At 68.3% G+C, this 22,897-nt stretch carries 20 protein-coding genes; 6 read left to right on the top strand and 14 right to left on the bottom strand.

Annotated elements, in window-relative coordinates:
• Positions 1 to 2: 2 nt before the first annotated feature.
• The 10 genes from murD to ON04_RS05455 all read right to left on the bottom strand — a co-directional run bounded on the left by murD (position 3) and on the right by ON04_RS05455 (position 11,611).
• Positions 3 to 1,541 carry a UDP-N-acetylmuramoyl-L-alanine--D-glutamate ligase gene (gene murD / locus ON04_RS05500; protein WP_050815263.1) on the bottom strand — a complete coding sequence of 513 codons (1,539 nt, stop codon included), beginning with the start codon at positions 1,539 to 1,541 and terminating at the stop codon, positions 3 to 5.
• A complete protein-coding gene (mraY, locus tag ON04_RS05495; protein WP_010540587.1) occupies positions 1,538 to 2,632 on the bottom strand; it encodes a phospho-N-acetylmuramoyl-pentapeptide-transferase in 1,095 nt (364 codons plus the stop codon). Before mraY ends, murD begins: the two co-directional genes overlap by 4 nt.
• Positions 2,633 to 4,135: a UDP-N-acetylmuramoyl-tripeptide--D-alanyl-D-alanine ligase gene (locus tag ON04_RS05490; protein WP_010540586.1), complete on the bottom strand. Its 1,503-nt coding sequence runs from the start codon at positions 4,133 to 4,135 to the stop codon at positions 2,633 to 2,635.
• The gene (locus tag ON04_RS05485; RefSeq protein WP_010540585.1) at positions 4,132 to 5,691 is read right to left on the bottom strand and encodes a UDP-N-acetylmuramoyl-L-alanyl-D-glutamate--2,6-diaminopimelate ligase; all 1,560 of its coding nucleotides are present in this window, start codon (positions 5,689 to 5,691) and stop codon (positions 4,132 to 4,134) included. The genes ON04_RS05490 and ON04_RS05485 overlap by 4 nt, the downstream gene beginning before the upstream one ends.
• Positions 5,692 to 5,765: 74 nt before the next feature.
• Positions 5,766 to 7,664, bottom strand: coding sequence for a peptidoglycan D,D-transpeptidase FtsI family protein (locus ON04_RS05480; RefSeq protein ID WP_010540584.1), 1,899 nt, complete (start codon positions 7,662 to 7,664; stop codon positions 5,766 to 5,768).
• 25 nt (positions 7,665 to 7,689) lie between these two features.
• Positions 7,690 to 8,478 carry a cell division protein FtsL gene (gene ftsL / locus ON04_RS15910; protein WP_010540583.1) on the bottom strand — a complete coding sequence of 263 codons (789 nt, stop codon included), beginning with the start codon at positions 8,476 to 8,478 and terminating at the stop codon, positions 7,690 to 7,692.
• Entirely contained in the window at positions 8,475 to 9,497 is a 1,023-nt protein-coding gene (gene rsmH / locus ON04_RS05470; protein ID WP_010540582.1) for a 16S rRNA (cytosine(1402)-N(4))-methyltransferase RsmH, read from the bottom strand. The genes ftsL and rsmH overlap by 4 nt, the downstream gene beginning before the upstream one ends.
• A gap of 176 nt (positions 9,498 to 9,673) precedes the next feature.
• A complete protein-coding gene (locus ON04_RS05465) occupies positions 9,674 to 10,150 on the bottom strand; it encodes a division/cell wall cluster transcriptional repressor MraZ (protein ID WP_010540581.1) in 477 nt (158 codons plus the stop codon).
• Between the two features lie 463 nt (positions 10,151 to 10,613).
• Positions 10,614 to 11,030 carry a DUF3040 domain-containing protein gene (locus ON04_RS05460; RefSeq protein ID WP_010540580.1) on the bottom strand — a complete coding sequence of 139 codons (417 nt, stop codon included), beginning with the start codon at positions 11,028 to 11,030 and terminating at the stop codon, positions 10,614 to 10,616.
• A 176-nt stretch (positions 11,031 to 11,206) separates the two neighbouring features.
• A complete protein-coding gene (locus ON04_RS05455; RefSeq protein ID WP_050815272.1) occupies positions 11,207 to 11,611 on the bottom strand; it encodes an SAV_6107 family HEPN domain-containing protein in 405 nt (134 codons plus the stop codon).
• Between the two features lie 91 nt (positions 11,612 to 11,702).
• On the opposite strand from ON04_RS05455, the gene ON04_RS05450 reads away from it, so the two are divergent.
• The 3 genes from ON04_RS05450 to ON04_RS05440 are packed head-to-tail and all read left to right on the top strand — an operon-like array spanning position 11,703 to position 14,598.
• On the top strand, positions 11,703 to 12,290 hold the full coding sequence (locus ON04_RS05450) for a GNAT family N-acetyltransferase (RefSeq protein ID WP_010540578.1): 588 nt from the start codon (positions 11,703 to 11,705) through the stop codon (positions 12,288 to 12,290).
• On the top strand, positions 12,287 to 13,873 hold the full coding sequence (locus ON04_RS05445) for a phytoene desaturase family protein (RefSeq protein WP_029457807.1): 1,587 nt from the start codon (positions 12,287 to 12,289) through the stop codon (positions 13,871 to 13,873). Before ON04_RS05450 ends, ON04_RS05445 begins: the two co-directional genes overlap by 4 nt.
• Positions 13,870 to 14,598, top strand: coding sequence for an LppM family (lipo)protein (locus ON04_RS05440; protein ID WP_010540576.1), 729 nt, complete (start codon positions 13,870 to 13,872; stop codon positions 14,596 to 14,598). The genes ON04_RS05445 and ON04_RS05440 overlap by 4 nt, the downstream gene beginning before the upstream one ends.
• 21 nt (positions 14,599 to 14,619) lie before the next feature.
• On the opposite strand, the gene metF is transcribed toward ON04_RS05440, so the two are convergent.
• On the bottom strand, positions 14,620 to 15,597 hold the full coding sequence (gene metF, locus ON04_RS05435; RefSeq protein WP_010540575.1) for a methylenetetrahydrofolate reductase [NAD(P)H]: 978 nt from the start codon (positions 15,595 to 15,597) through the stop codon (positions 14,620 to 14,622).
• A gap of 105 nt (positions 15,598 to 15,702) precedes the next feature.
• Between metF and ON04_RS05430 the strand changes: the two genes are divergently transcribed.
• Entirely contained in the window at positions 15,703 to 16,773 is a 1,071-nt protein-coding gene (locus tag ON04_RS05430) for a polyprenyl synthetase family protein (RefSeq protein WP_010540574.1), read from the top strand.
• Positions 16,774 to 16,844: 71 nt separating this feature from the next.
• The gene (mptB, locus tag ON04_RS05425) at positions 16,845 to 18,332 is read left to right on the top strand and encodes a polyprenol phosphomannose-dependent alpha 1,6 mannosyltransferase MptB (RefSeq protein ID WP_010540573.1); all 1,488 of its coding nucleotides are present in this window, start codon (positions 16,845 to 16,847) and stop codon (positions 18,330 to 18,332) included.
• Here the strand turns inward: mptB and ON04_RS05420 are convergent.
• The gene (locus ON04_RS05420) at positions 18,319 to 18,687 is read right to left on the bottom strand and encodes an Rv2175c family DNA-binding protein (RefSeq protein WP_029457804.1); all 369 of its coding nucleotides are present in this window, start codon (positions 18,685 to 18,687) and stop codon (positions 18,319 to 18,321) included. The genes mptB and ON04_RS05420 overlap by 14 nt on opposite strands.
• A 99-nt stretch (positions 18,688 to 18,786) precedes the next feature.
• On the opposite strand from ON04_RS05420, the gene pknB reads away from it, so the two are divergent.
• A complete protein-coding gene (gene pknB / locus ON04_RS05415; RefSeq protein WP_141564647.1) occupies positions 18,787 to 20,937 on the top strand; it encodes a Stk1 family PASTA domain-containing Ser/Thr kinase in 2,151 nt (716 codons plus the stop codon).
• 16 nt (positions 20,938 to 20,953) lie between these two features.
• Here pknB and ON04_RS05410 read toward each other — a convergent pair whose 3' ends face one another.
• Complete coding sequence (locus tag ON04_RS05410; RefSeq protein WP_010540570.1) at positions 20,954 to 22,360, bottom strand: class II 3-deoxy-7-phosphoheptulonate synthase; 1,407 nt, start codon at positions 22,358 to 22,360, stop codon at positions 20,954 to 20,956.
• 36 nt (positions 22,361 to 22,396) lie between these two features.
• A complete protein-coding gene (locus ON04_RS05405) occupies positions 22,397 to 22,894 on the bottom strand; it encodes a polyadenylate-specific 3'-exoribonuclease AS (protein ID WP_010540569.1) in 498 nt (165 codons plus the stop codon).
• Positions 22,895 to 22,897 lie beyond the last annotated feature (3 nt).

Raw genomic sequence — 22,897 nt, 5'->3', positions numbered from 1 at the left:
CCCTACCTCCCGGCCACACGGCCCACAGCGAGGACGAAGCTTCGCCCGCGGTGGCCGTAATCGGTGAACATGTCCATCGATGCGGCTGCGGGGGCGAGCAGTACCGTGTCGCCACCGTTGGCCATCCGTGCGGCCTCCTCGACCGCCCGGTCCATCGTCTGCTGCGGCTCGTCGGGAGCCGTGGCACCGTCATCGTCTCCCGAGGCCAGCTCAACGACCGGCACCGAGGGCGCGTGTCGGGCCAATGCCTCGGCGATCAGGCCCCGATCCCGGCCGATCAGCACCACGCCCCGCAGGACGTCGGCGACCTCGGCGACCAGGGGGTCGACGTCGGCGCCTTTGAGCAGGCCTCCGGCGATCCACACCCGTCCCCCACCACCGAGCAGCGAGGTGCGGGCCGCGTGGGGGTTGGTGGCCTTGGAGTCGTCCACGTAATGGACCCCGTCGATCGTCTCAACCGGCTCGGCACGGTGCGCCCCGACCGTGAATGACCGCAGGGCCGCTGCCACGTGCTCGGGTCGCGCACCCACAGACATCGCCACGGCCGAGGCCGCCAGCGCATCGAGGATGCCGGCGGGCCCGCCCGGGCGGACGTCCGCTGCCGGTAGCAGCGCCACCGCGGGGGCTGAGCCGTTCTCGGGGTGATCCACATGAGTGTCCGGGTGACCCACACCGCCGACCCTCGCGGTGAGCACATCGTCGACCACTCCGTACTCCCCCGGCGACGGCACGCCGAGACGGAATCCGATGCGCGTGGCGGCGGGCGCGGCGGCGAGGAGTCGCGCGGCGATCTCGTCGTCGGCGCCGGCCACGGCCACGCGTCCGGTCAGCACCCGGGCCTTGGCAGCGGCATACGCCTGCAGGGAACCGTGCCAGTCCAGGTGGTCCTCGGCGATGTTGAGCACCAGTCCCACGTCGGGCCGGCAACTCGGCGCCCAGTGCAGCTGAAAACTCGAGAGTTCGGCGGCCAGCACGTCGACGCGCGGCTCGGCCAGCAGGACGTCCGTCACCGGCAGACCAATGTTTCCGCACGCCCGGGCCGCCATGCCCGCCTCGAGGCAGATCGCCTCGAGCATCGAGGTGGTGGTGGTTTTGCCGTTCGTCCCGGTCACCGCGAGCCAGGTGCGGCGGGGACCGAACAGTTCGGCGGCATCGGCACGCCATGCCAGCTCGACATCGCCCCACACCGCGACGTCACCGGCCGCGGCGGCGAGGAGGAGCGGGGAGTCCGGCCGCCAGCCCGGGCTGGTCACTACCAGGTCCACCTCGGGACCACCGGCAGAACCATCGAGCAGCTCGGCGGCGTGGTCCAGATCGATGCCGACGAATTCAGCGTCGTCGGGCAGCGCCTCACGCAGCCGTGCGAGGGCGTCGGGCCGTGAGTCCGCCACCACGGGGTCGGCCCCCAGCGCATGGAGGATGCGGACCGCGCCCGGACCGGAGACTCCGGCGCCCAGCACCAGCACGCGCAGGCCGGCGAGTCCGCGCACGTCGGGGCCCTGTACTGCTGCCAATTCGCTCCTGTCGGTCACGTCTGTCATCCCGTCGAGCTCGCGAGCCAGTCGCCGTAGAACAGCGCGATGGCCAGACCACAGGAGATCGCGACGAGCAGCCAGAAGCGGATGGTCACCGTGGTCTCCTTCCAGCCGCCATTCTCGAAGTGGTGGTGGATGGGCGTCATCCGGAAAGGGCGACGTCCGGTGGTGCGGAATGAGATGACCTGGATGAGTACGGAGACGAACTCCATCACGAAGACGGCACCCACCACGACCATCAGAAGTTCGGTCCGCGAGACCACGGACACGCCCGCGACGATGCCTCCGAGGAACATGGAGCCGGTGTCGCCCATGAAGATCTTGGCCGGGGCGGCGTTCCACCACAGGAAACCCAGGCACGCACCGAGCGCGGCCGAACACACCACGGCGATGTCCAGCGGGTCGCGTACCTGGTAGCAGCCGGAGAGGTCAACGCCCTCGGCGGTGGAGAAGCACGAGTAGCGGAACTGCCAGAAGCTGAACACCACGTACGTACCCATGACCATCGCCATGGAACCAGCGGCCAGTCCGTCGAGTCCGTCGGTGAAGTTGACCGCGTTGGACCAGCCGTAGACGAGGAAGACGATAAAGACGAGGAAGACGACGACGGGGAAACTCACCGCCACGAAGTCACGCACGTAGCTCAGCGACCTGCTAGCCGGGGTGAGCCCGTCCCCGTTGCGGAACTGCAGGACGAGGATGCCGAAAGCCACCGCCGCGAGGATCTGACCGATGGTCTTGGAAAGGATGCCCAGGCCCTTGTTCTGACGCTTGAACACTTTGAGACCGTCATCGATCAGGCCCACGAAAGCCAGTGCGGTGGCCAGGCCCAGGATGAGCAGGCCCGATGCGGTGAACCCGCCACCACCCACGGTGATCTGTCCGATCACCCCCGCCACGATGTACCCGAGCCACACCGCGGCAAGGATCGCGATGCCGCCCATATTGGGGGTTCCGCGCTTGCTCATGTGGGACTGCGGTCCCTCGAGACGGATCTCCTGCCCGTATCCGTGGCGGCGGAAGTAGATGATGAGCAGTGGCGTCAGGAAGATGCTCACGACAAAGGCCACGATGCCGGCGACCATGATCTGTGTCATTTACGACTTCTCCTCACCACGCGCCGCGAGCAGGTGCTCCGCGACGCTCCACAAACCGACGGCCGCCGAGGCCTTGACCAGGACGATGTCGCCGGGTTCCACCCGCTCGTCGAGGATCGCCATCGCCTCCTCCGCCGAACCCACATGGTCGGCCTCGGAACCCCACGAACCCTCCTGGATCGCGCCCTGGAACATCGCTCGTTGGGGACGGCCTATGCCCACCACCACGAGCTGGGATACGTCCAGACGAACGAGGAATCGTCCCACCAGGTCGTGCTCGATCACCGAGTCGTCGCCCAGTTCACCCATCTCGCCGAGCACGGCCCACGTCCGTCGCGGACGCCCTCCCGACCGGGCCATCACGGCCAGGGACTTGAGGGCGGCCCGCATGGAATCGGGGTTGGCGTTGTACGAGTCATTGATCACGGTCACGCCGTCCGCGGTCACGCGCACGTCCATCCGGCGCTCTGAGGCGGCCTCTGCAGTGCCGAGTGCTGCGGCGATCTGCTCGACTTCCATGCCACAGGCCAGGCCGACGGCGGCGGCGGACAGCGCGTTGCCCACCTGGTGCTCGCCGTGGACCCGGAGCGCGACGTCTGCGTCCCCCTGCGGTGTGATCAGGCGGAAGGTGGCGCGGACCTCGTCGTCGAGCCGCACATCCTCCGCACGCACGTCGGCGGAACCGTCGTGGCCGACCGTCACCACCTCGGCACTGGTGCGCGGCGCCATGGCGGAGACGCGATCATCGTCGGCGTTGAGAACGGCGACACCTCCCATGGCCCGCGGGGGCAGCGCCTCGACGAGCTCACCCTTCGTGGCGGCGATGACGTCTCGGGATCCGAACTCGCCGAGGTGCGCGGTGCCCACGTTGAGCACCACCCCGACGCGGGGCGGCGCGATGGCTGCGAGTTCGGTGATGTTCCCGGGAGCACGGGCGCTGAGCTCCAACACAAGGAAGTCGGTGGTCTCATCGGCCCGTAGGGCGGTCCACGGGTGACCGATCTCGTTGTTGAACGATCCCGGCGGGGCCACGACAGTGCCCTTCGCCGAGAGGACCGCCCCGATGAGGTCTTTGGTGCTGGTCTTGCCGGATGAGCCCGTCACCCCCACCACCACGAGCCCGTGGTCGGCGACCAGTCGGTCGACGCTGGCGCGGGCGAGCGCACCCAGTGCGGTAAGCACAGCCGCGCCGGAGCCGTCCGTGTCAGCCGCGAGCGCCATCGCGTTGGTCTCGCGCCGGTCGACGGCGGGGACGACGATCTGAGCGCCGTCCACCCCGTCGACCTCACGGGCGACGAGGGCCGCGGCCGCACCGGCATCGATCGCGCGGGCGACGAAGTCGTGACCGTCAACGCGTTCGCCGGGCAGCGCCAGGAACAGTCCACCGGGGCCGAGGCGTCGAGAATCGAACTCCACTGATCCGGTGACCGCGGTGGACGGCTCTCCTCCGACCAACCGCCCGCCGACTATCCCGGCGATCTCGCCGAGGGTGAGGTCGATCATGACGTGCTGTCCTCCGTCTCGCCCGTCGGGGCGGTGTATTCGAGTCGACGTACGAGTTCTTCGGCTGCCCGGGTCCGGTCGTCGAACGGGTACACGGTCCCGTTGATCTCCTGGCCGGTCTCATGCCCCTTGCCGGCAATCACCACGGCGTCACCGGTGCGCGCCCAGTCGACGGCCGCCGCGATCGCGGCACCGCGGTCCCCGATCTCCTCGACCACGGTGTCTTTCCCGGCCCTGCCTTCAGCCCCCGCGCGCACAGCGGACCGGATGGTGGCCGGATCCTCTGACCTGGGATTGTCGTCGGTCACCACCACAAAGTCGGCGATCTCCGCCGCAGCGGCCCCCATCAGCGAGCGCTTGCCCGGATCACGGTCACCCCCGGCACCGAGTACCACAGCCACACGCCCCGTGGTCTGGGCGCGCACGGACCGCAGGACAGCGGCCACGGCCCCCGGCTTATGGGCGTAATCAACCAGCACCCGGAAATCCTGGCCGCGCACCACCGGCTCGAGGCGACCGGGGACACGCACATTCGCCAAACCCGTCGCGGCCGCGGTGACGTCCTCGCCGAGGGCATCCATTATCGCGAGGGCCACCAACGCGTTGGCCGCATTGAAACGCCCCAGCAGGGGCAACTCCACCTCGACGGTGAACGCGTCCGGTCCGTGAACGGTGAAGATCTGGGTGCCGTGGTCGGTAGTGGCGGACTCCCCCGCCGTCCAGTCGGCGTCGACCCCGGATTCGGCGGAGACGGTCACCGCGTCCGGGCGCATCGCATGGAGACGTCGCCCCCAGTCGTCATCGATCACCACGACTGCCTTCGTCGCCGGGCGCACCGACGAGCCGGGGTCCACATCGGCGTCGAACAGTCGACATTTCGCCCGGAAGTAGTCCTCCATATCCGGGTGGAAGTCCAGGTGGTCCTGAGACAGGTTGAGGAACGCGCCCACTGCGAAGCGGGTTCCGTCGACCCGCCCGAGGCGCAGTGCATGGCTGGAGACCTCTGCGGCCACAGCCCTCGCCCCGTCTTGGCGCATGCGGGCAAGCAGTGCCTGGAGATCGGGGGCTTCGGGGGTGGTGAGTCGGCTGGGCAAAGCTCGGCCACCGACGCGGCTGCCGGTGGTGCCGATGAGCCCGGCGGTGTGACCGCACCCTTCGAGCGCGGCCTCGACAAGATAGGACGTGGTGGTTTTGCCGGAGGTGCCGGTGATGCCCACCACGTCGAGATCCGCCGAAGGGTCCCCGGCCACCGACGCGGATACCTCACCCAGGACGGATCTGGGGTCGGGATGAACGAGAACAGGGACCCGGCCGGCGACCGCAGCCATCGTCTCCATGCCCTCGGCGTCGGTGAGAATCGCCGACGCCCCCGCTTCGATAGCGGTGGCACCGAAGGCCGCGCCGTGTAACCGGGTGCCGGGGAGCGCCGCGAACAGGATCCCGGGCCCGGCGTCCTGGGCCCGGATGGTGGCGCCTGTCAGGACGACATCGGCCCCGTCCCTGTTTCCGAGCAGCGTCGCCCCCGCCCCGTCAGCCAGCTCTGCTGCTGTGGTCATCGCCTGTCCTCGCCCCGCTTTCCGTACTCGCACCCTCCCGTGAACCCGCTACACGCTACCCTGCCCGGCGACGGTCACCCCGCCTGCAGGACCAGTTCCGGCGCGGGCGCGGACGGCGGGATGTTGTCCCTGTTGACCAGCCACGAGGCGATGTCGTGGAAGAGGGGCGCGGCGGAAGCGCCGAGCACTCCGCGCTGGGGCGCGTCGAGCATGATGGCGATCACGTACTCGGGGTCATCGGCGGGGAGGATTCCCGCGAAGGTGATCCAGTACCGCGAGTTGGAATAACAGGAGCAGCCGGGATCGATCTGCTGAGCCGTACCGGTCTTGCCGCTGATCTGGTAGCCGGCGACCGCGGCCTGGGGCCCGGTTCCGCCGGACTGTGTGACCGAGCGGAACATGTCGCGAACCGTTCGTGCCGTCTCCTCGCTCACCACACGCTCGCCCTCGGGCCTCTCGGTGGCCTTGGATTCGCCGTCCGGACCGACAGTCTCGGCGACGATCCGTGGAGGAACCCGCAGTCCGTCGTTGGCGATGGTCTGGTAGACCCCGGCCATCTGGAGTGTGGTCATGGACAGCCCCTGCCCGATGGGCAAGTTGGCAAAGCTGCCGCCCTGCCAGTTTTGTAGGTCCGGGACCAGTCCCTCGGACTCGCCGGCGAGTTCGATCCCGGTGCGTTCGCCCAGGCCGAACTTGTGCAGGTAGTCGGAAAAGGACTCCTTGCCGATACGCTGCGCGAGCATCAGGGTGCCGACGTTGGACGACTTACCGAATATCCCGGTGGTCGTGTAGGGCGTGGGGCCGTGCTGCCACGCGTCGGAGACGGTGACTCCCTCCATGCTGATACTGCCGTCCACCGAGTGGACCTCTTGGGGGTCGGTGAGACCACCTTCGATCGCGGCGGATGCCGTGATGATCTTCTGCACCGAGCCTGGTTCGAACGGTGAGGTGACAGCCTGGTTCCCGAGATCGGCGCCCCGCTCGAGTTCGGTACCGACCCCCACGGCCGGGTTGAACGTATTGTCGTTGGCCATCGCCCGGACTTCACCGGTGTGAGCGTCGAGCACCACGGCGGAGGCGTTCTCCGCGCCGGAGGTGTCCTTGGCCGACTGGATGGCCTTCTGGACGTGCCACTGCAGATCTGCGTCGAGCGTGAGCCGGACGGTGTCCCCGTCCCGCGGCTCGGTGACGTTGCGCAGGGTGCCCGGGATGATGGTGTTGTCCTGGGCTCGGTCGAACGTCTGTCGGCCGTCTTCGCCGTCGAGCTGGTCGTTGAAGAACGCCTCTATGCCCTGGAGCCCGATCAGCTTGCCGTCGTCACTTTTGGACGTGGCTCCCACGACGTTCGCCGCAAGGGCTCCGCCGGGGTACTCGCGGATGTCGACGCGCTCGGCGCCGACCATCGGAAACTTCTTGGTGATGGTGTTGGCCAGGGTCACGTCGACATTGCGGACGAGATAGGTGAATCCTCCGCCGGAGGTGAGCTTGGCCTCGATCTCATCGCGGTGCACTGAATCACCGAGAACCGCCTCGAACTCGTCGGCGATCTCCTCGACCAGTTCGTCCCACGTGGGTTTGGAGCTGTCGAGCTTCTTTCGCTCCTCCGCATTGCGTTCCTCGACGAGCGGCTGGATGGACAGGTCGCGCGCCTCGCGGGTGAACGCGATGGGGTCACCATTGAGGTCGACAATCGCCCCACGCGTCGCGGGCAGGATCTGGTGCACCTGCCGCTGGCTTTCCGCCCGCGCAGCGAGTTCGGTACCGCCTATGGTCTGCACCCAGAACAGCTTGGCCAGTGCGATCACCATGATCACCGCGAACGCCGACCGCATCCAGGTGAAGCGGCGGTCGGTGGTCGCGGCGGTGAGAATCCGGCCGGAGCGTGTCGGTGGCCTCCCTGCGCCCGGCGCCGCCCCGCGAGGGGCACCCGATGGGACGCGGGGTCCGCTTCCCGGGTTGCGTCGATCGGTCATCGGGAGTGCCTTTCGGGGTTAGGTGTCAGAACGGCTGGCCGGGTACCGGCGCAAGTGTCGCTGTGTCCGCGCCGGGGCCGGCCGGCGCCGGGGCGGCGAGTTCGGGAACTGCGGGTGCCGGCTCGACCGGAGCCGGAGGGACGGGTTCTCCAAGAGGCGCCGGTAGAGCCGCCTGGGTGGGCGGATACGGGACGGGGGCGACCCCGCGAGGCGTCCTGTCCTGGGGGGACTGCGCGGGCGGTATGTCGAACCCGCCCCTGCCAGGCGACCTCGACGGATCGGACGCTACCGGAGCGGGCTGCAGCGGCTTGATCGGCGCGCCGAGCTTCGCCTCGGGCTCGCCCACGATCTCGATGACCCCGTCCGAACCCCTGGCGAGGATCGGTGCGCTGGCCACGCCGACCATCCCGAGCTTCTCTGCGCGCTGGGCCAGAACCTCAGCGGAGCGGGCGCGTTCGTTGGACGCCTGGAGGGACTCCATCCGTTCGACGAGCTCGACGTTGGAGTCTCGGGCGTTCTTCAGATCGTAAGTGTCCTGAGTGGTCTGGGCGGAGAGCAGGAGTGTGCCGCCCACGCCCGCACCGATGAGAAGGAGAAGCACGACGACGAAGGGCACCCGGCCCGCGAGGTCGGCAGCGCTCAGTCGCTCCGCGGGAACTATGACCGTTCGACGCCCTCGTACGGATCGGGTGACCGGTCGACGTCGCAAGCCGACCGCTCGGCCAGCGGTCTCGGGACCATCGACGGCATCGCCGGGCGTGGGCAGAGTGTCGAGCCCGTTGATCGACCCGGGCGTATCGATTGTGCTCGTCATGGGTTTCTCCCGTCGATTCGCCGGACGCAACGCACCCGGACCGAGGCCGAGCGTGGGTTGTGATCGATCTCCGCCTGTGACGCCTTCTCCGCACCCCTGGTGACCGCGGCGAACTCCGGGCCGTGACCTGGAAGTTCGACCGGGAGGCCGGCGGGGGTACGTGAGGCAATCCTCGAAGTAAGTTCGCGCTTGACGATCTTGTCCTCGAGCGAGTGATAGGCCATGAACACGGCACGTCCGCCTGCACGGACGAGGTCGAGATAACCGGGCACGGCGTTCTCCACCGCCTCCAGTTCCGCGTTCACTTCGATGCGCAGCGCTTGGAACACACGCTTGCCCGGATGGCCTCCGGTGCGGCGGGCCCCATGCGGGATGGTGTCGTAGAGAAGTTCGACGAGTTGAGTACTCGTGGTGACCGGATCGGTGTCCCGCCGTCGCACGATCTCGGCGGCGATCTGCCGGGCGAACCGCTCCTCGCCGTACACCCGGAAGATGCGCGCGAGATCCCCGTGTGTGTAGTCGGCCAGCACGTCCGCGGCGGTCGGGCCGGTGGTGGGGTCCATCCGCATGTCCAGCGGAGCGTCGACCGAGTAGGCGAAGCCGCGCTCGGCCACGTCCAACTGCATGGAGGAGACCCCGAAGTCCAGCAGGATTCCATCGATCGCCGGTCCGGCCTCGTCACGGGCGTCCGCGGGAAGCGCAGCGACGATATCGTCGAAGTCGTCGAATCGTGCGTGCACAGGAGTGAAGCGATCCCTGTAGGCGGTGAGCCGACGAGTGGCGATGTCGAGCGCTTCCGGATCGCGGTCCACCCCGAGGATGTGGAGGTCATCGAACTCCGCGAGCAGGTGCGAAGTGTGGCCGCCGAGCCCGAGGGTGCCGTCCACGATGACCGGGGTGCGCCCCTCACCGGCGGCGCCCTCCACGACCGGACGGAAGAGTTCGATGGTCCGCTCGAGGAAGACCGGGACGTGCCCGGAGCGCGCGGCGCCTCGGTCGGCATCGGGCTCTGCCGCCATCTCGCCTCCCTCGCGTCCGGAAATTCTCGTTAGTGCTCCGGTTGTGGTGGAGCCCCCTGGTCCCCGTCCGGTACCCACCTGGCGTTGGGGAAGTACGTCAGGGTGGTGCCGGGCAGGGGCCGGGGGGCTCCGTCCGTCGTGCTTGTTGCCTAGTTCGTCTCATGCCTCGATCTGGATCAGAACTCGATCCCGAGCGAGGTGCCCTCCATCTCGGAGAACACGGGTAGGTTCTCGGCGCTGTAGCGGTCCCACGCCTCGGCGTTCCAGACCTCGAGTCGTTCCCCGAGGCCGTTGACGACACAGTCCTTGTCGAGACCGGCGTAGTTCCTCTGACTCGCCGGCACGGAGATCCGCCCCTGCGAGTCCAGCTGCTGGACTTCCGCGCCGCTCACCAGGAGCCGGAAGAACGCCATGTGCCTCTCGCTGAGGTTGGCGGTCGGCCGGACCTTTCTGACCAGCGCGTCGAACTCGTCTTCAGGGAAGACCGAGAGCGTGTTGGTGAACCACCCACACACCACCACCCCGTCCGCCAGGCCTGGCCTGAATCTGGCGGGGATCGTCAGTCGCCCCTTGTCGTCGAGCTTGGGACGGTGTGTCCCGTACCCGACAAAGGCTCGTTCACGTCCGGAGTCGACGGGATCGGTGTCGGTCACCCGCCACCTCCTGGGGTTCAGGCCCTTCGAGCTCCTTGCGTGCCCCACTCTACCCCACAACGCCCCACAAACAAGGTCTGCGCCCCACTTCTCCCCACCAACAGCTTTAACTGCAGTTCACAGCGCACAAAATTATTCAAATCCACTGTAGCCCCGCACCGAAAAGAGCACCCAACGCCTCCGACCGGGCGGGAATAGTCCGCGAAATTGGTACCAGTGTGACTACTGCGGCTCAAGACCATCAGTGAGGCAAGGCCCGTGGGGGGAAGTGGGGTTACAGGGTGGGGCGTAGTGGGACGGTGCGGCATGAGCCGCAACCCTGGTGTGTCCCAAGGTGGAAGAGCTCCGACTGGACCGTGGAGCCGGCGCCTCGGACAAATACAAAGAAGGAGGGGCGAGCGCATCTGCGCTCACCCCTCCTTCGAGGTCCGGGGCCCGTCAGGGCCCTACTACACCGGCCTGGCTATGGCTCCTGATTGAACCGACGCCGAAAACGATCTTCCATACGCGTCGAGTAGGACTGCCCTCCCGACGACCGAGTGGCTCCGCGGCCCGCGCCGGGCACCTTGGAGCCCGCCGCCTGCTTGGCTCTGCCGGTGGACCTGTGGGAGGGCGAGGACCGCAGGGCGAGCACACCAGCCGCGAACATCATAAGAAAACCGATGAGGCTGAGGATCGGGAAGCCACCGAGCTTGAACACGGCCAACCCACCCACGAGCAGGGCGACTCCCAGCAATCCGAGCGCCACGACAAGACCTGTGGGACGACGAGGTCCGGTCGCGCCGGTCTTGCGGACAGACGACGCGAACTTGGGGTCTTCGGCGTAGAGCGCGCTCTCGATCTCTTTGAGCATGCGCTGCTCGTGCTCAGATAGGGGCACTTCGACCTCCTTCAAATGCTCGTGATGACGAGCGCAGCCGGCTCGATCGGTAGACATCGACCGTGTCGGGTGATCAGCCGGTCAAGGGTTCCCCCCATCATACGAGCGGAACGCCTTGAGGACCACCACGATTACCCACTGAGGGCAAACCTCCGCACCGAACACGCGTGAACTAGTTACGCCGCGGGCCCCAGGACCCCCAGCCGTTGGTCCACGAGATCGAGGAATCTGCCCACCGCCCAAAGGAAATCATCCGCCATACGGTCCGTGACTGTGCGGGGAAGACCGTCCTCAACCGCGGCCGCCAGAGCGGAATATCCACCGAAAGCGGTCGCCCACTCCCCGAGGTCCGGCACCTCCGACGAGAGGCGGTGCCAGACATCGGTCGGGCCCCGCCTACGCGGCCCGGGGACGAGAAGGGCACTGGCCGCCGTCCGGGCCGCACGGTACGCCTCGACGAACCGCTCCTCGGGTGCCGAGGCCGCCACCGCGCGCCCCCTATGGATTTCGGCCCGGCCCGCCCGACCCAGTGACTTGCCGGCGCACCCGCCCGGAATTCGTCCGCCGTTGCTTGTGCCCATCTCCACCGCACCTCCCTTTCTGAACGCAAGGTATCGCCGGGGTACGACACAACCCGGCCCACAGACGCGTGCGCGTGGTGAGATGGTGGGGATGGACACCGTGATCACCCGGCTGGACGCCGCCGACTTCCGAGACCGACTACCCGAGGCGCTGAGCGTCTATGTGGACGCCATGGGCTACCCGCCACAGGTGATCCGGTCCAGAGCGGCCGCGTGGCTCGAGCACAGCCACCGCGAGGGATGGTCGGGCTGGGCTGCGTTCGAGGCTCCGAAACGCCGGATCCTCGGTCCGTCGCGCGGCCCGCTGGTGGCGATCTGTTACGGCTACCACGGCAGCCCTGGGCAGTGGTGGTACGAACAGGTCTCCCGCGGGTTACGCGACCAGGGTCGTGATTTGCCCACCGACTACGTCGAACTGACCGAACTCCACGTGTCCCCCACCCACCAGGGACGGGGGGTCGGCTCCACTCTGCTCAGCCGGTTTCTCGCCGACAGGCCAGAGGGAACCGTCCTGTTGTCTACACCGGAGGTGGACGGAGAAGCCAACGGTGCGTGGCGCCTGTACCGGTCGATGGGCTTCACGGACATCCTCCGCCAATACCGGTTCGAAGGCGATGCCAGGCCGTTCGCCGTCCTCGCGCGCCCGCTCCCGCTCCTGAAGGCAGGGGATCCCGCGTGAGCCAACGACATGACGTTGTGGTGATCGGGTCGGGTCACAACGGACTCGTCTGCGCCGCCTACCTCGCCCGGGCGGGCCTCGACGTGCACGTGGTGGAACGCGACACGGTACTCGGCGGAGCCACCTCCACCGTCGAGCGCTACCCGGGCCACCGCACGGATCGCGGTTCATCCGCTCATCTGATGATCCGACACACCGGCATCCCGGAAGAGTTGGACCTGTCCTCACACGGTCTGCGCTACGTTGACTGTGACCCCTGGGGATTCGCACCAGCGCCACCGGGGAGCGACGCTCCACCCATCGTCTTCCACCGCGACCTGGACGCCACCTGCGTGAGTATCGCCGCCGCATGCGGCGCGCAGGACGCCGATGCCTACCGTTCATTCGTGCGCCGATGGGATGTGCTCGCCGGTCGGATGATGAAGGGCTTCTCAGTCCGGCCCACGGCCTCCGGACTGGGGTCCGCGTTCCTCGGGTTCGACGACCTCCGGGACCCGTTCGGCGCGGTACAGACCTTCCTGTCGTCGGGAGACGCGCTCCTCGATGCCACATTCTCCTCCGAACGACTCAAGGCGGCCTTGTCCTGGTTCGGGGCACAGTCCGGCCCACCGATGTCGCATCCCGCCACGGCCCCGATGATCGGATTCGCCGCACTCATGCATCGCATTCCGCCGGGCCGTGCGATCGGCGGCTCGGGCGCGCTCGCAGACGCGCTCGTCTCTTCCGTTCGTGCCAATGGCGGGACCGTCACCCCGGGGTCGGGTGCCACCGCCGTCCACAGATCCGGATCCGGATGGCGGGTCGAGACTGAGAGCGGGTCCTCACTGGAGTGCTCGGTCGTCGTGGCCGCCTGCCACGTCCACACCACACTCGACCTCCTGGCGGGAGTGCTACCGGAGATGACCCTGGACGGTTGGCGCAGGAGAATCCGGCCGGGGTTCGGACTCGGCATGGTCGTACGTCTCGGGACCAGCGACCTTCCCCGATACCCCGGGATCGACACTCCTACCAGTTCCCATGGATTGCAACTGCTCGTGACGGACCGCCGTGTCCTCGATCGACGCCACGGCGTCGCGGCGGCAGGCGGACTCGACGCCGATCCCGCCGTCCTGGCGATGAGTTTCAGTGCCCTCGACCCCTCGCTCGCGCCCGCGGGACGGCACGAGCTGACGTTGTGGTCCCAATGGCATCCCCGTCACCTGGCGGACGGACGCTCCTGGGAACAGGCCGGCCCGGCCGAGGCCGACCGCATCATCGCGACCGCCGACCGCTACGCGCCCGGGCTGGCTGACTCGATCATCCATCGTCACGTCCAGACCCCCGAAGATCTGGAGTCCGAACTTGGGCTGATCGGTGGCAACGTGATGCACGTCGAGATGTCACTGGATCAGATGCTGCCCATGCGACCCCATCCCGAGCTTCGGGGTCACACCGTTCCCGGAGCTGATGGGGTGTTCCTCGCGGGTGCCTCGACCCACCCCGGCGGGGGCGTCATCGGTACCAGCGGCCGAACCGTCGCCCGTCTCGTAAGTCGCCGTCTCGGCACGTCGGCACGGCGGCGACGTCGCTCACGGGCAGAATGACGATCGTGACCCAGCCCCACCCTTCCGCGACCACTGCCCCGCCCCGCGGCGCCTCCCTCGTGCCCCGGCGTCTGGCGGGGGTCACCGCACTTGCCACGCTGCTGTTCATGTTGACCGGGTGTCTACAGCTCAACGCGCAGATGAGCGTGCGGAAGGACGACACGGTGTCGGGCCGCATCCTCGTGGCCGGAGATCAACCGGAGCAGGCGGCGGCGTTTGAACGCATCGGAGCCCCTTCCGGTCTGGAGCAGAAGGTACGGATCACCCCGTATTCCGCAGACGGCTTTACCGGGCGGGAGATCTACTTCACCCAGTTGACCTTCGCCGAGGTGGACGCACTGACGCTCGCCGTCGACATCGAGGGGGCGCGCCCGTACACGATGGGATTCCGCCGGAGCGGTGACACGGTCACTTTCAGTGGATCGGTCGACCTGTCCGGGCTCCCGGCGGACCGGTCCGACTCCGCCACCACCCAGGTGGACCTGACGTTTCCCAACCGGATCGGCCAGAGCAACGGGACCATCGGCGCCGGAAATTCCGTCAGCTGGACCCCCTCGCCCGGTTCGATCACCCGTATGCAGGCGTCGTCGTCGTATCCGGATCCGGCTGCACGCGGCTTCGCGGTGTGGATGATCGTCGGGATCGGCGCGGCACTGCTCGTCTCGATCGGTACCGTCCTGGCGGCCCGCACCTCGCGGGCCCGCGAGGACCGCCTCGTGCACTGACCCGAGTGGAGGTTAGTCGGCTCAGGTCCCGCCTGCGTACACCCCGGACGGGGTCACCATCGACAGGTTAGTCAGGACCTCGTGGGTCGCCTTGGAGAAATTCAGGGTATTGAAGTGCAGGCACGGGACTCCCTCGGAGATCAGCTGCTCGCACATCCGGGTGGTCAGATCGATCCCGACCTCACGCACCGCCGCACGGTTCTCCTCCGGCCCGTCGCCCGCCGCGGACTGCAGCCGTGTCGACAGGTCGTCCGGCAGTGCGCAACCGGACAGCTCGACCATCCGTTTGACCTGACGCAGACTCGTGACCGGCATGAGGCCCGGGATGATGGGCTTGGCGCCCTGCTCCGGGTCGGCGGCGACCGCGCGGTCGCGCAGGCGCAGGTAATCCTCGACGTCCCAGAACATCTGGGTGATGGAGTAGTCGGCCCCGGCACGCAGCTTGTTGATCAAGATCTCGGAGTCGTGGTCCAGGTCGCGAGCCCGGTAATGGCCCTCGGGGAACGACGCCACACCCACATGGAAGTCTCCCACCTCGTGGATAAGGCGAACGAGCTCCTCCGCGTAGTGCAGGCCCTCCGGGTGTGCGGTCCACTCTCCGAGCGGATCCCCGGGTGGATCACCGCGCAGCGCAAGGATATTGGAGACCCCGACCTCACCGAACATACGGATCATCTCGCGCAGTTCGGCAACCGTGTGTCCGACCGCTGTGAGGTGGGCGATCGGTACCAGGTTGGTATCGCGGGCGATCCGTTCCACCACGCGGACCGTACGGTCGCGCGTCGATCCACCGGCCCCGTACGTGACGGAGGCGAACGCTGCCCCGAGCTCGGAGAAGACCGAAGCGGCGCGCCAGAGACGCTCCTCCGCCGCCTGATCACGAGGCGGGTAGAACTCCACGGAGAACGGAACCCTCGGAGAGGTCGACGCGGCGATCTGCGCGACGACACTCGGGTGCCGGCCGCCGTCCGTCGGGTCGAAGTCGGGTAGCTGGGTCACCGGAACAGGGTAACCCGACGTGAGACGGGTCCCTCTCCCACCCGACCACTAGGATCATCGACGACGAGGGCACCCGCGACAGGGCGCCCGGAAGGGACGGTGCTCATGGTCACGGCGACCCGACCGGACGACGGAGAACGCGTCCTCGCCGCGCTCCGCCACCACCTCGGAGGACGTCGCGCGGTCGTGGCGGGGATCGATGACCGCGTCGACCGCCTGGCGGGACTCCTTGCCGACTTCGTTCTAGGCGGTGGCAAGCGGATGCGTCCCCGATTCGCTCTGGCCGGTTATGCAGCGGTCGACTCCGTCGGGGCGCACGTGCCGGACGAGGTCGTGACCGCGTGCGCCGCCCTCGAGCTGATCCAGGCGTGTGCCCTGGTCCACGACGACATCATCGACGCATCCGACACCCGCCGCGGACGGCCTACCGTGCACCGTTCCGTGGAGTCCCTGCACCGTGACCTCGGATGGGACGGCGACCCGGGACGTTACGGCGAATCGCAGGCCATCCTCATCGGCGATCTGGCACTGACCTGGGCCGATGAAATGTTCGTGACATCCGGGGTCGAGTCGGCCGCGCTTTCCCGAGCCTTGGTTCCCTGGTACTCGATGAAGACCGAGGTCCTCTCGGGGCAGATGCTCGACATCCTCGCCGAGGCCTCGGACGCGACGGACGAGGAGACCCCGGCACGGGTCAATCGGTTCAAGACCGCGGCTTACACGGTCGAGCGTCCCCTCCACATCGGTGCCGAACTGGCCGGCGCCCGCCCGGAGACCATCGCCGCGCTCCGAGAGTTCGGCGTAGCTGTGGGCCAGGCATTCCAGTTGCGCGATGACATGCTCGGAGTGTTCGGCGACCCCGAGATCACCGGAAAGCCCTCTGGCGATGACCTGCGTGAGGGCAAACGCACTCTGCTACTCGCCAGGGGCATCGCCCTGGCCCCGCGAGTGGATGCCGACTTCCTCCGGTCCGTGCTGGGGACCGCACCAACGCCGACGACCCTCGAGCGGGCCCGCGGCATCCTCGTGGAGTCCGGCGCGGTGGCCTCCGTCGAGACGGAGATAGACGGGCTCACCGATCGCGCGCTGGACGCCATCTCCTCCGAGGCCGTCAGCGATCACGGGCGGGACGAGCTCCGATCGTTGGCGGCGGCTGCGACAAAACGACGGGCCTGAGCGTGGATCCTGCGAAAGGCACGGTCCCGACGATCGCGTCCACGTCGTCGTCACGGATACGGACGGTGACCATGACGACGGCGGAGTCGGCACGTAGCGCCCTGTCCGGTCCTTCCGGCCCCGCACTGCGGCGCGGAATCATCGGTGCGGTCCTACTCACTCTCGGCGGCTTCGGCGCGGGCGCACTACCCGTGGACGGTGGCCCGGCCGTCGCTCTCGGACTTCCCGGATACACCTTCGGTCACGGCGGCGTCCTCGCGCTGATCCTGACGTGGGTCGGCGTGACGCTCATGGTGACTTCGTGGCTCGCGTTGGGCCCGCGCGCCGTGTCCGGACGTCTGCCCGCCCGGGACGCCGCCTGGGCCACAGCATTGTGGTCGCTCCCCATGCTGCCGTCGATCCCGCTCTTCAGCCGCGACGCCTGGTCCTACCTCGCCCAGGGGGCCATGACCGCAGCCGGGGTCGACCCGTACAAGTTCGGCCCCGAGGCCAACCCAGGGCCCTTCACCACCGAGGTCAGCCCGGACTGGCAGTCCACCGCCACCCCCTACGGTCCACTCCACCTGCTGTCCATGCGGATCGTGGTGGCCCTGTCCGGCGGGCACCCTGCCGTGGGCGTCATCATCCTTCGATTGGCGGTCCTCGCGGCCCTTGCCGGACTCGTGGCGCTGCTGGTGATCGCGGCACGACGCGCCGGGGTCGACCCTGGCGCAACGGTCTGGCTGGCGTGCGCCTCACCGTTGACGGTGATCCACGTGGCGGGCGGGCTGCACAACGAGATCTTCCCGCTCGTCGCCTGCGTGGGTGCGGTAATTCTCACCCTCGATCGGAGGTACGCGTGGGCCGGGGCGGCGATCGGCATCGCGGTCGCCTTCAAAGCCACAGCCGTGATCGTGGCTCCGTTCCTGCTGTGGATCGCCCTCGACCGGCGCCGCTCGTCAGCCACCAGCCGCCCCGTTCTCGGCGCCACGGCGGACACCGCAGTCGCCGCCGCGGTGGCACTGACGGTGTTCGCTCTGATCACCGTGGCCTCCGGAACGGGCGTCGGGTGGATCCATGCCATCTCTGTCTCCGACCGCGTGATCAACTACCTCAGCGCGCCCACCGCAGCCGCGCACCTAGTGCACGCAGTGTGGGATGCACACGGGTTCGAGGACATCCTCGCCGTGGCACGCACCGTCGGCCAGGTGGTCCTCGCGACGACCCTGGTGCTCGTGTGGTGGTTCCACCGCCAGCACACACGGAACGCGCTCCGCGGGATCATGCTGGCGATGTTGGCGTTCGTGGTGCTCAATACACTGTCCTGGCCCTGGTACCACGTGTGGGTGGCCGCGTTCTGGTTCCCCGCCCGACCCGGCCGACGGGCCACCACGGCAGCCGTTTGTGTGACCGTGTTCCTCGTGATGGCTATCGGCCCCAATGGCTCGACCAGTCTCTACAGTCCTCTGCTCGTCGGGATCGCGCTGGCCGCCACTCTGCTCACGGGCATGTGGTGGCGGCGGGCGACGACGCACGTGCCGGATCCGCCCGACCCGTCGGGCTCCTTCAGAACGCCATAGCCTGCGCGCGCCGCATGACCTCGCGGGCGCTGTGACCGTGGAGCGCCTCGGCCGGCCTCCCTGGCAGGCTCTCATCCTGGTCGAACAGCCAGCGAAGGATCTCCTCGTCGCTGAACCCACCGTCTCTGAGCACGGAGACAAGCCCCGGGAGGAAGCGGACGATCTCGTCGTCGTCATCCAGGAACAACGCCGGCACAACCATGATGCCCGCGCGCCTCACGGCGAGCAGTGACCCGTCGCGCAGAAGATCATGGACCCTAGTCACAGGGATGCCGAGACGCTCGGACACCTCGGGAAGGTTGATGGTCTCGGTGCCGGCGGGCAGGACGTCGTCGCTGTGCGGAATGCTACTCACGCACACCACGTTAGACGCCCGAGCGCCCGCGGGCCGCACCACTGCCCGCTCCGCGTCGCGCCGTACCGTTCTTGAGGCCCGAGGGGCAGAATGGACGGCATGAGCACATATGACGGCCGCCTCCCGGGACCGGGCACGCTCTTGGACGGGCGTTACCGGCTCGACGCCGTGATCGCGCGGGGTGGGATGTCGATCGTCCACCTGGCAACCGACGAACGGCTGGACCGTCACGTGGCCGTCAAGCTACTCGACCCCACCCTCGCCGGCGACAGCGCCTTCGTCGATCGCTTCACCCTTGAGGCCCGCTCCGCCGCGAAACTGTCCGACCCCGGCATAGTGCAGGTCTTCGACCAGGGCGTTGAAGGCGACATCGCCTTCCTCGTCATGGAGCTCGTGCCCGGCGGCACATTGCGCGAGCTACTGGACGAGCGCGGCCCCATGCCGCCGTACGCCGCAGCCGCCGTGCTGCGCCCCCTCCTCGGTGCGCTGCGCGAAGCTCACGGTGCCGGCCTGGTGCACCGCGACATCAAACCCGAGAACGTCCTGATCTCGGGCACCGGTGCCGTCAAACTCGCGGATTTCGGCCTCGTCCGGGCCGTGGCCGAATCCCGGGCCACCTCCAGCAGCGTCGTGATGGGCACCGCCGCCTACCTCTCCCCCGAACAGATAACCGGCGCGGACACCGACGCCCGGTCCGACCTGTACTCGCTCGGAGTCCTGGCGTACGAGATGCTCACCGGTGAACCGCCCTTCTCCGGTGACAACAACATCGCCGTCGCCTACCGCCGACTCGACACCGACGTCCCCGCCCCCTCCGACCACTCTGACACCGTGGCGGAAGACCTCGACCACCTCGTCCTCCATGCCACCCGTCGCAGCCGCGAAGACCGCTACGCCGACGCCGACTCCATGCTCAGAGACCTCGACGACGCCGCCGGGACGGGCAAGTTCCCTGCCTACGTGGTCCCCGCACCGCAGCAGTCCTCCTGGTCTCGGGCCCGGGCTGCCGCGGCACGGTCCGCCCCCGGCGGCGAGTCCGAGTTCGACGCCGCCGACCGCGAGAGCGGCGAGGCCCTCCGTCATCCGGGCGGCCCGACGCCGACCCGGGTTGAGACCCGCTCGGCCGGGCCCTCTCCGGGCGCTCAGATCGAGTCCCCGCAGAGGCGCGACCTGATGCGCCCGCAGCGCCGGTCAGGTCTGTTGTGGCTCGTGGTGGCGCTCGCTGCCGCCATCGCCCTGGCCGTAGCGGGCTGGTGGCTCGGATCAGGTCGCTTCGTGGAGGTGCCATCGGTCCAGGGCATGTCCATCGGGCAGGCCACAGACGCCGTCAACGCAGTCGGGCTGGCGGCCACCACGCGGGACGCCTTCAGCAACGACGTACCGCCGACCGGACTCGTCGGTACCGATCCCGCCGCCGGGGAGCGAGTCCCACGCGGCGACACCGTGGCGGTCCTGGTTTCCGTCGGCCGTCCCGTGGTACCCCCGGTGGGTGCGGACCGATCCGTCGAGGCGGTGTCCACGCTGCTGCGGGAGAACTCCCTAGAACCGATCCGGGGGACCGCCGAACACTCAGATTCGGTGCCCAAGGGTCAGGTGGTGTCGCTGGAGCCGCGGGCGGGCACGACGGTCGACGTGGGCGCGAGGGTATCCATGGTGACCAGCTCCGGACCAGCACCCGTTGCCGTTCCCGACGTCGCGGGCCTGGCGGAGGACCAGGCGCGTAACGCGTTGGAGGGGGCCAGCCTCACTGTGTCACGCGTCGAGAGGATCTACGACGACGAGGTGGAGGGCGGGCACGCCGTGGGCACCGACCCGGAGAACGGAACCGGCGTGGCACGCGGCGACAAGATCACCCTGCTCGTGTCCAATGCACTGACCGTTCCCGATACCCGCGATGCGCCCCTCGACGAGGCGACCGACATCCTGACCGAAGCCGGGTTCACAATCGTCCGCGAATCCCCGGTCACCGATCGACAGATCGCGGACGGCCACGTGGTGCGCACCGAACCTGCGGCTGGCCAGCGGGTGGATCCCGATAACGCGGTGGTGCGGGTCGTGCCTTCCGACGCGGTGACCGTTCCCGTGGTGCTGGGATCCCGGGCCTCTGACGCGCGACGGGCCCTTGAGGACGCGGGACTGCGCGCGACTATCGACACCGGCACGTCCCGCGGCATCGTCTACGGCCAGACGCCGCTGCCCGGACGTGTGGTCGCCCGTGGATCCGGGGTGGAGATCGACGCTCTCGGTTGATCCGCTCCCGAGTTGGTCAGCCGCGGAGCATCTCCGCCACCAGGTAGGCGAGCTCGAGCGACTGCTGCGTATTGAGTCGCGGGTCGCAGGCGGTTTCGTAGCGGCCTTCGAGGTCGAGGTCAGAGATGTCCTGGGCGCCGCCGAGGCACTCGGTCACATCCTCGCCGGTCAGCTCGATGTGAATACCGCCCGGGTGCGAACCGAGCGCGTGATGCACCTCGAAGAAGCCCTGCACCTCGTCGATGATCCGGTCGAAGTGCCGGGTCTTGTAGCCGTTGGACGTGGAGTGCGTGTTGCCGTGCATGGGGTCGCACTGCCAGATGACCTTATGGCCGGTGGCCTCTACGGCCTCGACTATCGGGGGCAGCGCCTCGCGGACCTTATCGTTACCCATCCGTGAGACCAGGGTCAGGCGGCCCGGGCGATTATGCGAATCAAGTTTCTCGACGTACGCGACAGCGAGCTCGGGCGTGGTGGTGGGCCCGATCTTCAGTCCGATCGGATTCTCGATGAGAGATGCGAACGCCACATGTGCGTCGTCGATACCGCGGGTCCGCTCGCCGATCCACAGGAAGTGAGCCGACAGGTCATAGAGCCCGGGCTCCGCATCCCCGGTCAGTCCGGTCCCGTCGTCGGCCAGGCGGAGCATGGCCCTCTCGTAGTCGAGTACCAGCGCCTCGTGGGAGGAAAAGATGTCCGCGGAGCGGAGGTTCTCGTCCGACACACCACAGGCGTCCATGAACCGGAGTCCTCGGTCGACCTCGGCCGCCAGCGCCTCATATCGGGCTCCGGCCGGCGAACCCGCGACGAACTCCATGTTCCACTCGTGAACGCGGTGCAGGTCAGCGGTGCCCGAGGCGGTCAGCGCGCGGACCAGGTTCATCGCGGCGGCAGCGTTGGCGTAGGCACGGACCAGCCGTGACGGGTCATGACCACGGGCCGCCTCGTCGGCTTCGAGCGCGTTAACCATGTCGCCGCGGTAGGACAGCAGTCCGGTGGCGTCACGATCGGCGGAACGCGGCTTGGCGTATTGCCCGGCGATCCGACCGACCTTGACCACCGGCATCGACGCGCCGTACGTCAGGACGACCGACATCTGCAGGAGTGTTCGGATGACACCCTTGATGTGTGGTTCGGTGTTCGCCTCGAACGTCTCGGCGCAGTCACCACCCTGGAGCAGGAACGCGCGGCCGTGAGCCACGTCCGCCAGGCGGTCAGCGAGGTGCTCCACCTCAGAGGGCACGCACACCGGAGGGACGCTCTCGAGGACCTTGCGCATTGCCGCGGCATGCTTCGGATCCCATGACGGCTGCTGAAGCGCCGGTCGCGACAGTGCATCGGCCAGCTTTCGGTCCAGGTCCGCGGAGAGCGGGGGAAGGTCGGGTAGCTGCGCGATGTCGACGTCGACTGTCCAGTTGCTCACCTGGGCGAGGATACGCGACGGTGCCGGACCGCCGCGTCAGAGACCCAGGTGGGGAGCCCTGGCCGCGATGGCGCGAAACCGCATGAGCGCATGCCGGGCGTCGGCGAGCGCGTCGTGCTCACCACCGGGGTGCGGCGGCAGTTCGGGCTTGTCCGCCATCTCCCAGAGCTGCCGCACATCCCGCGTGAAACGGGGCATGGCGGCCGGGAGAGCAGTCATGTCCCCCCACAGCTGGCAGATCGCCACGTGGTCGTAGGCACCGATCCACGCCCACATCTCCACTCCGCCGGCCGGCGGCGCGGTGACGAACTCGTACAGCTTGTCTCTGATCCGGGTTCGCGACATCCAGGCCGGGGACGAGGGGTTCGGAAGTTTCGGTAACACGTTGCGTCGCACCCAGGGACCGGCAGCGGCAGGATCGAATTCGGTCGACACGGCGTAGAACTCGCGTCCGTCCTCCGCCACCACACCAACCGAGATCAACTCGATAGTGGTGCCGTCTTCGATGAACTCACAGTCGTAGAAATAACGCACGTC

Origin of the sequence: Dietzia alimentaria 72, from assembly GCF_000226215.1 — a bacterium.
GTDB classification, from domain to species: Bacteria; Actinomycetota; Actinomycetes; order Mycobacteriales; family Mycobacteriaceae; genus Dietzia; species Dietzia alimentaria.
This window is presented reverse-complemented; position numbering and strand designations above follow the sequence as displayed.

What these genes read in the sequence shown, in the direction of transcription:
- ON04_RS05485 (WP_010540585.1), bottom strand. Translation starts at nt 5,691, where the DNA reads ATGACCACAGCAGCAGAGCTGGCTGACGGGGCGGGGGCGACGCTGCTC.
- ON04_RS05450 (WP_010540578.1), top strand. Translation starts at nt 11,703, where the DNA reads ATGGACACCGTGATCACCCGGCTGGACGCCGCCGACTTCCGAGACCGA.
- ON04_RS05455 (WP_050815272.1), bottom strand. Translation starts at nt 11,611, where the DNA reads ATGGGCACAAGCAACGGCGGACGAATTCCGGGCGGGTGCGCCGGCAAG.
- murD (WP_050815263.1), bottom strand. Translation starts at nt 1,541, where the DNA reads ATGACAGACGTGACCGACAGGAGCGAATTGGCAGCAGTACAGGGCCCC.
- mraY (WP_010540587.1), bottom strand. Translation starts at nt 2,632, where the DNA reads ATGACACAGATCATGGTCGCCGGCATCGTGGCCTTTGTCGTGAGCATC.
- ftsL (WP_010540583.1), bottom strand. Translation starts at nt 8,478, where the DNA reads ATGACGAGCACAATCGATACGCCCGGGTCGATCAACGGGCTCGACACT.
- ON04_RS05490 (WP_010540586.1), bottom strand. Translation starts at nt 4,135, where the DNA reads ATGATCGACCTCACCCTCGGCGAGATCGCCGGGATAGTCGGCGGGCGG.
- ON04_RS05430 (WP_010540574.1), top strand. Translation starts at nt 15,703, where the DNA reads ATGGTCACGGCGACCCGACCGGACGACGGAGAACGCGTCCTCGCCGCG.
- rsmH (WP_010540582.1), bottom strand. Translation starts at nt 9,497, where the DNA reads ATGGCGGCAGAGCCCGATGCCGACCGAGGCGCCGCGCGCTCCGGGCAC.
- mptB (WP_010540573.1), top strand. Translation starts at nt 16,845, where the DNA reads ATGACGACGGCGGAGTCGGCACGTAGCGCCCTGTCCGGTCCTTCCGGC.
- ON04_RS05440 (WP_010540576.1), top strand. Translation starts at nt 13,870, where the DNA reads ATGACGATCGTGACCCAGCCCCACCCTTCCGCGACCACTGCCCCGCCC.
- pknB (WP_141564647.1), top strand. Translation starts at nt 18,787, where the DNA reads ATGAGCACATATGACGGCCGCCTCCCGGGACCGGGCACGCTCTTGGAC.
- ON04_RS05480 (WP_010540584.1), bottom strand. Translation starts at nt 7,664, where the DNA reads ATGACCGATCGACGCAACCCGGGAAGCGGACCCCGCGTCCCATCGGGT.